This window comes from Lacticaseibacillus chiayiensis (assembly GCF_004123795.1).
GTDB classification, from domain to species: Bacteria; Bacillota; Bacilli; order Lactobacillales; family Lactobacillaceae; genus Lacticaseibacillus; species Lacticaseibacillus chiayiensis.
This window is the reverse complement of the sequence record NZ_MSSM01000089.1, coordinates 1-954: the sequence shown is the minus strand read 5'-3', so window position 1 is coordinate 954 and position 954 is coordinate 1. Positions and strand designations below refer to the sequence as shown.

The 954-nt window shown below is 41.9% G+C and carries 3 protein-coding genes; all 3 read left to right on the top strand.

The features are described from left to right. A partial coding sequence (locus BVJ53_RS14725; protein WP_238150194.1) for a helix-turn-helix domain-containing protein occupies positions 1 to 337 on the top strand: 337 nt, incomplete at its 5' end. After that, positions 334 to 549, top strand: coding sequence for a BRO-N domain-containing protein (locus BVJ53_RS14720; RefSeq protein WP_064520385.1), 216 nt, complete (start codon positions 334 to 336; stop codon positions 547 to 549). The genes BVJ53_RS14725 and BVJ53_RS14720, both read left to right, overlap by 4 nt. Before the next feature lie 24 nt (positions 550 to 573). Then, on the top strand, positions 574 to 954 hold a 381-nt coding region (locus BVJ53_RS14715; protein ID WP_167470217.1), incomplete at its 3' end, for a Rha family transcriptional regulator.

Below are 954 nucleotides of genomic sequence, written 5' to 3'. Positions count from 1 at the left end.
CGATTTTTATATTGACAAGTGCTTATTAAGGGATTTATGCTTAGTTCATCAAGTCGCAGGAATGCGACAGAAAGGGGAATCATATATGGTTAATGTGAACTTGGATCGTTTAAAGGGACTTATGACAGAACGACATGTCACTCAAGATTCTCTAGCTTTAGCATTAGGGATCGCGAGAAGCACATTATTTAGGAAAATGCAGCGGGGTGGAAAAGACTTCACGGCACAAGAAATATTCAAAATGATGCAATTCATCCCTCTTAGCGATCAGGAAGCAATTGATATTTTTTTAAAGAAAAAAGTCGCAATAACGCGACATAAGGGGATGACGGTATGAACCAATTACAACATTTTGATTTTAAAGGTCGTCAATTACGAACTGTGGTGGTTGACAATGAGCCAATGTTTGTCGGTAAGGATGTGGCCGATATTCTCGGATATCAAAACGGAAGTCGTGACGTAAACAACCACGTTGAAGAAGAAGACCGGCTGAAGTACCAAATCGGTACCTCAGGTCAAGCACGTGAAATGGCCATCGTTAATGAATGAGGCCAAAAGAAAGAAGGGAACACATTGAATGAATTAATAATTATGCACGACCGTCAGGCAGTCACCACCAGTCTTAAGGTCGCTGAATCATTTGGAAAGAACCACAGAGATGTACTAGCAGCAATTCGTGATTTGATGAGTAGCGCGGAAAATTACGCTGTACTAAAAAAGTACTTTATTTATGGTAGTTACACCGCTTCTAATGGGAAAACGAATCCAATGTACTACATGAATCGTGACGGATTCACATTGCTGGCTGTTGGATTCACTGGGAAGCGTGCGCTTCAGTTCAAGATTCAGTACATCCAAGCCTTTAACAGTATGGAAACGCAGATCAGAACGGGTTATGCAATCCCGGGAAGCTATGCCGAAGCGTTGAAGCTGGCAGCTAGTCAGGCTGAACAG